The following is an 8,866-nucleotide window of genomic DNA, read 5'->3' as shown; positions in this document are numbered from 1 at the left end:
AGAACGGCTGCCACTGGCGACCTCGGTTGAAGATTACGAAGCGCTGTTGCCGTGGAACTGCTCGCTGGTGTCGCCTAACTAGGCGCGTTACCCATCTTTAAGTTGGTGGGGTTTATGGAGCGCTTACGGCTTATCTAGATTGGGTTCAATGGCCTGCGATGTTTGTGACGGTGCTTGCCGCCTGGCTTATCGGGTCTCAACGACCAGCAAGACGGATGACAGGATTTGTATGCTTTAGCCTGAGCAACATATTGTGGGTGACTTGGGGGGTATACGTAGAAGCCTATGCTCTTATCGTGCTGCAAGTTTGCCTTTTCATAATGAACCTTCGGGGATTCAAAAAGAACCTCGACGTACGCTAGGTTTAACCGTAAACATCAGGAGCTTTCATGTACTAAACCTTACCTCTGGCACCGGGCATCTGAGATGCCATGACCGATGGCGCGAAGGTGAATAGGCCTCTTTTAATTCGTCCAACAAAGTGAACTGGCCCTTATCGATCCTGACTCGTGCCAGATAAAAATCGCCCTCCAGCGACAACTGCTCCAATTCGCGTACTTCCCCATTCGTGGCCCTTTCGGTCAGCGCCTGGAGATTCAAGGTTCACTCCCTGCCTACCAAGGAAGGCGTTCTCCGTTATAGGCAAACAAATTGCCGCTGTCAGCAGGCTCTAAGCGGTCAATCAGAGATAACAACTCATGGGCAGCAATGCTCGCCGGCCTGGCTGCTGAGGCACCACGAAATGGGTGTGACAGGCCCGAGATGACGGTGCCGGGATGAAGACTCAATAAGCGGATCTGAGGCCGCGTTCGTGCCAGTTCGATGGCCGCCGTTTTAATCAGCATGTTCAGTGCTGCCTTGGAGGCACGATAGGCGTACCAGCCGCCTAGGCGGTTATCGCCGATGCTACCCACCTTGGCAGAGAGCATCGCCATTGCGCCATGAGCGTCCAGCAACGGCAAGAAGTGACGCAAAACCAGAGCAGGCCCAAACGTGTTGATTTGAAATACCGACTGCAACGCGTCTGCTTCAATCGCGGAGTAACTTTTTTCAGGCTTTATTTCGTCGCGATGAAGCAGACCTGCGGCATGCACGATCAACTGATACGGTGCTTCTTCAGTCAATTCGGCTGCCGCTTTGGCGATACTGTCGGCATCCTCCAGGTCGAGGCAGGGAACACTGTTGCGCCCTAACTCACGAACATACGCACACCGTGGATCCTGATTGAGCAACTCACAAAACGCTGAGCCGAGCGCCCCACTGGCGCCTATTACGAGGGCACGATAGCCCTCACTAAGGGAGTTCATCGTCAAGGGACTGTTCATCTAGGCTCTCCTGCAGTCTGATGCGATTTGTTGGTGTTAACCCTGTCGCCCTATCAGTTGCAGGAACTCGTGACGCGTAGAGGAGGACTCGCGAAAGGCGCCCAGCATCACGGATGAGGTCATCACCGAATTTTGTTTCCCCACGCCCCGCATCATCATGCACATGTGCTTCGCTTCAATGACCGCCGCCACGCCGGCGGCATCGGTGATGTGCTGAATGGCGTCGGCAATTTGTTTGGTCAGGTTTTCCTGGATCTGTAGGCGACGGGCGAACATATCCACCACTCGGGCCACCTTTGACAGGCCCAGTACCCTTCCGGTAGGGATGTACGCTACATGAGCCTTGCCGATGAAGGGCATCATGTGATGCTCACACAATGAATACAGCTCGATGTCTCGCACTATGACCATTTCATCGTTTTGCGATTCGAACAATGCGCCATTGATCAATTCCTCAAGACTCATTGTGTAGCCATTGCACAGATACTGCATCGCCTTGGCTGCGCGCTTAGGGGTGTCCAGCAGTCCCTCACGCTCAGGGTTCTCGCCTACGCCGACAAGAATTTCACTGTAATGCTCGGCTAATGATGTGGTCATGTTGATTCCTCGCAGCCTTGCTGCGCTTTATGTGTCAGCCAATCCTTGGCAATAGGAGACTATCTGCTGCGCACGATCTGACGCAGATAACACAGGGTCGTCAGATCAGCTATGACCCATGCTCTTCGTCGGCGCATTACAAAGTGGATCTTTCTAGGTCTGCTTTGTTTTCAAAGTGGACTGCTCGTCTGACGCGAGTTTGGACGTCGGCACCGCGCAACGCTTATCGACACAGCGGCGGCCACTATCTGGATGAGGTAACCAAGCCAAATGGGGACGTAAGCGGCAGAAAAGGCGATAACCGAATTCAAGCAGCGGGCGGAATACACTCCACGTTAGTGGCGTTGCCCAAAAACCCAAGCCGGCGGCTCGCCAGCTCCACAGGGTGGCATCCAGGCCGGTTACCCATAGCCCATCAGCGAAACAGGCGTGCAGCGAGGACTGCATGTGCTCGAACGTGAATCCGAGAGCCTTGGCATCGAATGCACCGCTGCTGATGTCCACAAAAAACAGTCGATCCTTTGCGGCGCGCCCTTGCAAGAACTTGATCTCGCGCGCACACAGAGGGCATTCACCGTCAAAATACAGCGTCAGCGGCCAATTCACTTTCTTGTACATATGTAATGATCTTGTATAAGTTTTATGCAGGGTATGCTGAAAGAAGCGGACTGACAATGGGCACTATGTTGTTGCCGCGCGATGGACTCTCACGCCCAGTTTAGTAAGCGGATCGCCCGTCCATTCGTAAGCGCCCGGTGAACATACCTTCAGAATTCCAGAATTAAGGACGAAGGTGTCCGCCTAATTTTTAGCGGACGCGATCACCCTTATTGCGAGGATTACCATGCGCCAACGTAGCTCTTATTCCAAACCCTTTAAAACGCAGTTAGTGCATGCACGCAACTTCCTGGTCACCTGGAACGGCAAGCTGGTCTGCGATGACTTCGAAGGCTACAAGGCCGGCTTCGAAGGTGGCATCACCAAAATCGGCTGCATGGCCCATGCTCGCCGCAAGTTCTTCGACCTGCAGGTGGCGAACAAAAGCCAACTAGCCGAACAGTCGTTGCACTCAATCTGAGGCCTATACGAGGTTGAACGGAAGGCCAAATAGATGAACGATAAAGATCGCTGGCGATTACGCCAAGAAATGGCGATGTCCATCGCGGAGAAGTTGTATGAGTGGATGCTGGCTCAGCGCGAACTTGTGACCGAGGCCTCGGCCACGGCTCTGGATTAGAGCCTGAAACGCTGGGTAGCGCTGACGCGCTGCCTCGATAATGGTGCTGTGCCCATCGACAACAACCGGGTCGGAAATACGATCCGGCCTTGGGCCCTTGGCCGTTCGAATTGGCTCTTCGCCGGATCACTGCGTAGCGGTAAACGAGCGGCGGCAATTATGAGCTTGATTCAATCGGCACGCATGAACGGGCATGATCCGTTCGCGCATCTCAAGGATGTACTTACGCGGTTGCCGAAACAGAGGGCCAGTGCGATTGACCAATTACTACCGAATCAATGGGCACAGGGTTCCTAATACGCTGTGAGCTACATTCAGTCATCAGTCAGACGCTTCTGAGTCTAACGGTGTCGATGTAGGTATTTGCCATGCAGGTTTTTTGTCATCCTGACTGTCGAAAATACGCCGCGCCTTGCGGAAATCCTCAACGTTCTCGACAACCCAAGTCCAGATAGGGGACATGCGCATCAATAGCCCCATACCCAGCGGCGTCAGCCCATACTCGACACGTGGCGGAATCTCACCGAACTCCCGCCGAACCACTAGGCCATCCCGCTCCATGGAGCGTAGCGTTTTGGTTAACATCCGCTGAGTCACCCCAGTCATCTGCCTTTTTATTTCGGCATGGCGCATCGTGCCGTACACCCCTAGGGCATGCAGAATACCTAACGACCAACGGCTGCCTGCGTGAGCAAGCACTTCTCGTCTGACGCCATCATCGTCTTCTCTAAGCGTTCGGCAAATTGTTTCTGCCTGGCTGAGAGCCTCCTGATCGGTCATTTCTTTCTCTGGTATCACAGGTGTGCCTTCTTACGAATGTCGCCTAATCGTGCAAGCATTTGTTCATCTTACAGGCAACAGGTCTCAGGAGAAATCATGACCGAAGTGACCCAGTTTCCCCCCCAATCTATTCTCGTTCTAGGCGCCGGTGAGCTTGGGCTGCCGGTTCTGCGCAATCTTGCGCGAGTAGCAAAGCGCACGCCCGGTTCCACAATCAGTGTTCTGCTCAGGGATTCGACCATCAACACTCAAGTACACGAGAAAAAGGTCGAAATCGATGAGCTTCTGGGACTCGGCATCCAGATGGTAGCCGCAGACCTCGTGAATGACTCAATCGATCAGTTGGCTGAAGTATTCGCACGTTTCGATACCCTAATAGGCTGTGCAGGCATGGTTGCAGGCCGTGAAACCCCAATGAAGCTGGCTACCGCTGCTCTCAAATCTGGTGTGAAGCGCTACTTCCCTTGGCAGTTTGGTGTCGACTTCGAGGTAATCGGTAGGGGCAGTCCTCAGGATCTTTTCGATGCTCAGCTTGATGTTCGCGAATTGCTTCGTGCCCAGGATAAAACTGAATGGGTAATCATCTCGACGGGTATGTTCACCAGCTTTCTGTTCGAGCCAGTATTCGAGGTGGTTGACTTCCAAAACGATACCGTGAACGCGCTAGGCAGTCTTGAGACCAGCGTGACGCTCACGACTCCAGACGACATTGGTGCGTTGACAGCGGAAATTGTTTTCTTCGAACCTCGCATCCGCGATCAGATTGTGTATCTCTCGGGAGACACAGTAACGTACGGAGAGGTTGCGAGCCTCCTCGAACGTGTACTGGGTCGCCCGTTCAAACGTAACGTGTGGACTGTTCCGTACTTGCTCCAAAAATTGGAGAAAGACCCAACGCATCACATCAAAAAGTACCGTGCTGTGTTCGCTCAGGGCAGAGGTGTGGCCTGGCCTAAAGCAGGCACTTTCAACGCGCTGCAGTCGATTCAAGTCACGACCGCTGAGGAGTGGGCACGTGCAAATCTGCCAACCTCATCAGCACAAGGGCAGTAGATGAACGAACGTTAGCGCTGGGAGTTGACCTGCTAAAAAGCTCCTCAGTCTGATAATGGGTGCTGATGACCGAAGCTAAGGCGCGGAGTACGGGTCTGGTAATCCAAGACGACCGAATCTTTATCTCATCCGCACCATCTGCCAAGGTCTGAAGCGTCCTACTTCACTATCTATTGAATCGCCCCGGGTTCCCGAGACGCGTATTCGGCTATGCCGATGTGCTTCTGTACCGTAATAGTTAATGAAATTGGCGTTACTCGCGCTTTATGCTGAAGAACTAACGGTGAGTCATGTCGTTAAAGAGTGCCTCAATAGGCTCCGGCTGGTGAGGATAATCACCCTGCGCATAGTCGATACCCATTTCGCGGATTAGCGCTAGCACCTCGGCACTGTCTACAAATTTCGCTACTGTCTTGGCTTTCGTCGCTTTGGCCACGGTCACAAAAAAACGCATCGCAGCGTCGTTAAGCGGATCGGTGAGTAGGTCGCGCATGAACTGACCATCGACCTTTAACTCGTCGATGCGCAGTAACTTGAGGTGGCCGAATGAAGTAGCGCCAGCTCCGAAATTGTCTAGTGCGATACGGATACCCAATTTGCCTGCATGCCCTATGAAGTGTTTGACATCGGCCAAGTGATTAATGACTGTTGTTTCTTTAAATTGGATGCAGAGCAGCTTGCATATTGCCTCGCCTGCTTCCTCGAGTATCTGAAAGACCTCGTAATGTAAAGCTCGGTCACTCACTGATTGATCTGAAAAGCTCAAGGAGAGCATTTCTATATTATCCAGTGTCGGGAGTGCCTTTAGCAGTGTAATGGTGCGCCTGAGCACCCATTTGTCGATATTGCTAGCCAGGTTAAAGCGCTCGGCAGCCGCCAAGAGAGAGCAGGGCGTCATAATACTGCCGTCGTTTTCACGCATACGAATGAGCACTTCTGCAAGTAGCAACCGCGACTCACTACCCAAGGGAAAAATTCGCTGCGCGTAGAGAACGAGCTGGTTTTCAGCAAGCGCCTGCTCTATGCGTGTCACCCATTGCATATCGCCAGAATGTGCTTCCAGAACAGTGTCGCTATTAAACGAGACGTGGACGCGGTTGCGGCCTGCACTTTTGGCCGCATAGCAGGAGCTATCCGCTACCTGCATGATGGCCGAGATAGAATCCCAGCGTCCATCCACGGGTACCAGTCCTATACTTGTCCCGACTTGAAAGCTCTTGCCATCGTACAAGAAGCGAAAGTCAACCATTAGGTCGCACATCTGCTGCGCAATTTTCTGAGCGTGTTCTATCGTGCAATTTTCCAGCAACACGGCGAACTCATCGCCTCCCATCCTTGCAACAGTGTCTCCGCCGCGCACTGCATCGCTTAGTAAACGCGATACTCGCTGCAATAGTAAGTCTCCCGCCGCATGTCCACAGGCATCGTTAACCAGCTTGAATCTATCTAAGTCGATGAACATCAGGGCGTGTTCACTATCGCTGTCTTTGCATTCTGAAAGCGCATGCTCCAGCCGAACTTCAAACTCAAGCCGGTTCACCAATCCGGTCAGCGCATCATGTGTGGCTCGATAATTTATCTCACTACTAAGCCGGCGCTGCTCGGTCACGTCATGGAAGACCAGAACCGTCCCCAGCAGCTCTCCCAACTCGTTGCGGATGGGCGAAGCAGAATCCTCAATACCGAACTCATCACCGCTACGAGATACCAGTACAGTGTTGTACCTGAGTCCTGTCACCTTATCTTGCTGCAAACAGATACTGACCGGGCTCTCTGCAGGTAGACGTGTATCCTCTTTGATGATGTTAAAGACTTGCTCAAGTAGCCGACCACGAGCTTGAACGGCAGTCCAGCCGGTCAGACGCTCGGCGACAGGATTCAGCCAGGTAACCAAAGCATCTTTGTCGGTAGTGATCACTGCGTCGCCAATGGATTGCAAGGTGACTCGCATCAGCTCATGCTGCTGTGCAACTTGTATCGCTAGATAGTGGCTTTCTGTGATGTCCTGGATTGCGCCAGCCAACCTCGTGGGGCGACTATTGACGAGCTCCACTGCGCCCACTGTTCTGATCCATCGGTGCTCGCCGTCACTGCGCATGATTTGTAACTCAAGGTCAAAGCCGCCCCCTCCGGCTATGGCGATGTTGACTGCCTGCTGGATACGCGCTCTAGAGTCTGGCAAGTAATAGGATATGCCTTCTTCTAATGTGGGCTGATGACCTGATGGCAATCCATGGATGTGACAGACTTGGTCTGACCACTTCACATCTCCCGTTACCAAATCAACTTCCCAACCACCCACACCAGCGAGTGCGCCGGTACGGGCAAGAAAGCTTTCAGAGCGACGTAGTAGATCTTCGGATTGCTTTCGCTCAGTAATGTCCTGACTTGTGCCGCGTAGCGCAACCATCGACCCAGTGTTATCGATTATAGGCTCTGCTCGTGCATCCAAAATGCGCTTTTCACCACCGGGTCTGACGATCTCAACTTCGATTCTGAAAGACTGTTGGGACTTCTTAGCATGCGTAATAGCTTCTTGCAGCCGGGCGTAGCTTTCAGGCTGATACAGATGAGATAGCTCTTTAGTGCCGGGAGGCTTAGCTGTCGGTGAGAAACCCATGATGCGGTAGAGTTCGGGTGACCATGTTGTAGTATCTGTAGCGATTTCCCACTCCCAGCTTCCTATCTGACCCAAACGCTGTGCCTGCCGCATTGAGGCAGTAGCCTCGTGAAGCGCCAACTGGGAGTTTTTCAGCGACGTGACATCTGTGACCTCAACGAGAAACCCCCTAACGTCACCGTCGACGATGTCAGGAATATAGTTCGCGATGCTGTGGCGAGAAATACCATTTGGCCCCGGAATCTCACGCTCGAAATTTTGCGGCACACCTGATAGAACGGCTTCAATATGTGGTTTGTTGCGTTCGAAAAGCTCTGCCCCCAGCAAGTCCCAGATAGGTTTCCCTATAAGCTCTGAGGGATCTCTGCCGAACCAGGAACGGTAGGCTCGGTTGGCAAACCGGCAGGTCAAATCCCTATTCCAGTAGGCCATCATGGATGGAGAGTTATCTGTAACTAAGCGCAAATCTGCTGCCACTTGGGCCAAGTCGCTCGCGATTCGATTACGTGCTGTGATGTCGCGCACAAACTTAGTCGATCCCAACAGGGTGCCGTCAACGTCGATCTCTTGCACAACGGTTACCGATACGTCTAGAAGCTTGCCATCCTGACGTTTGCGCACAGCTTCATAGGTGAAATGCCGCGTTTGCTCCCTGCGCAGGATCCTGGTCGCCTTTTGTGCAAGATCTGCTTCTGGGATGAGTAGACTGAGGGACTGTCCAATCGCTTCCGCTGCTTCGTAGCCAAATAGGCGAGTGGCCGCTGGGTTCCAGCGCTCTATTTTGCCTGTTACCGACAATCCGATAACAGCATCGGCACTATGTTCAAGTACCGTGGCGGCTCTAGCATTCATCAAGGTGGACTGTTTGAGCTGCCGAGCTGCGGCGCGACCTTCAAGACTCTTGACCACTGCAACCGAAAGAGCCTTGAGTGTTTCGCGCTGCTCTGAAGTCAGCCACCGAGGTGTGCGATCAATAACGCATAGTGTACCGATCCGCTCGCCGGAGCTCAGTCGCAAAGGCGCTCCCGCGTAAAAACGAATATTTGGGTCTCCCGTCACCAAGGGGTTGTCTATAAAGCGTGGGTCGCTAAGGGTGTCGGGCACCTCAAACAGTTCGTCTCCCAGAACTGTAGTGGTCAACTCATCCCGGACACGGTTTTGAGTTTTTCTTCCGTTTTCGCTGGGGCCAATCCATCGTTAAATTGATGAGGTCGGATCCAGTTGTAGTGATGCATCAGGTACTGGCTAATATCT

Annotated in this window: 7 protein-coding genes and 2 pseudogenes; 3 read left to right on the top strand and 6 right to left on the bottom strand. The window is 53.0% G+C overall.

Annotated elements, in window-relative coordinates; translation table 11 throughout:
* Positions 1-158: 158 nt before the first annotated feature.
* The gene (locus AC19YQ_RS24500) at positions 159-362 is read left to right on the top strand and encodes a hypothetical protein (protein WP_082113429.1); all 204 of its coding nucleotides are present in this window, start codon (positions 159-161) and stop codon (positions 360-362) included.
* 69 nt (positions 363-431) lie between these two features.
* Here the strand turns inward: AC19YQ_RS24500 and AC19YQ_RS24495 are convergent.
* From AC19YQ_RS24495 to AC19YQ_RS24480, 4 genes and pseudogenes are all read right to left on the bottom strand, one after another.
* Positions 432-600: pseudogene (locus AC19YQ_RS24495) on the bottom strand (DUF6482 family protein); the annotation flags it as partial.
* A gap of 14 nt (positions 601-614) precedes the next feature.
* On the bottom strand, positions 615-1,325 hold the full coding sequence (locus AC19YQ_RS24490; protein ID WP_463869093.1) for an SDR family NAD(P)-dependent oxidoreductase: 711 nt from the start codon (positions 1,323-1,325) through the stop codon (positions 615-617).
* Between the two features lie 36 nt (positions 1,326-1,361).
* The gene (gene folE, locus AC19YQ_RS24485) at positions 1,362-1,922 is read right to left on the bottom strand and encodes a GTP cyclohydrolase I FolE (RefSeq protein WP_500596133.1); all 561 of its coding nucleotides are present in this window, start codon (positions 1,920-1,922) and stop codon (positions 1,362-1,364) included.
* Positions 1,923-2,075: 153 nt separating this feature from the next.
* Positions 2,076-2,540, bottom strand: a complete 465-nt coding sequence (locus AC19YQ_RS24480; protein WP_046809914.1) for a thiol-disulfide oxidoreductase DCC family protein — start codon at positions 2,538-2,540, stop codon at positions 2,076-2,078.
* A 274-nt stretch (positions 2,541-2,814) separates the two neighbouring features.
* Between AC19YQ_RS24480 and tnpC the strand changes: the two are divergent.
* A pseudogene (gene tnpC, locus AC19YQ_RS24475) lies at positions 2,815-3,456 on the top strand (IS66 family transposase); the annotation flags it as partial.
* Positions 3,457-3,480: 24 nt separating this feature from the next.
* On the opposite strand, the gene AC19YQ_RS24470 reads toward tnpC, so the two are convergent.
* The gene (locus AC19YQ_RS24470) at positions 3,481-3,939 is read right to left on the bottom strand and encodes a winged helix-turn-helix transcriptional regulator (protein ID WP_046809916.1); all 459 of its coding nucleotides are present in this window, start codon (positions 3,937-3,939) and stop codon (positions 3,481-3,483) included.
* Positions 3,940-4,035: 96 nt separating this feature from the next.
* Here AC19YQ_RS24470 and AC19YQ_RS24465 point away from each other — a divergent pair, with 96 nt between their 5' ends.
* Entirely contained in the window at positions 4,036-4,992 is a 957-nt protein-coding gene (locus AC19YQ_RS24465) for an aromatic alcohol reductase (protein WP_500596132.1), read from the top strand.
* Positions 4,993-5,269: 277 nt separating this feature from the next.
* Here the strand turns inward: AC19YQ_RS24465 and AC19YQ_RS24460 are convergent, their stop codons facing one another.
* Positions 5,270-8,752 (bottom strand): PAS domain S-box protein, encoded by a 3,483-nt coding sequence (locus tag AC19YQ_RS24460; RefSeq protein WP_500596131.1) that lies wholly within the window; start codon positions 8,750-8,752, stop codon positions 5,270-5,272.
* Positions 8,753-8,866 lie beyond the last annotated feature (114 nt).

The sequence above is a fragment of the Pseudomonas sp. MF06569 genome (assembly GCF_059862735.1).
This window is presented reverse-complemented; position numbering and strand designations above follow the sequence as displayed.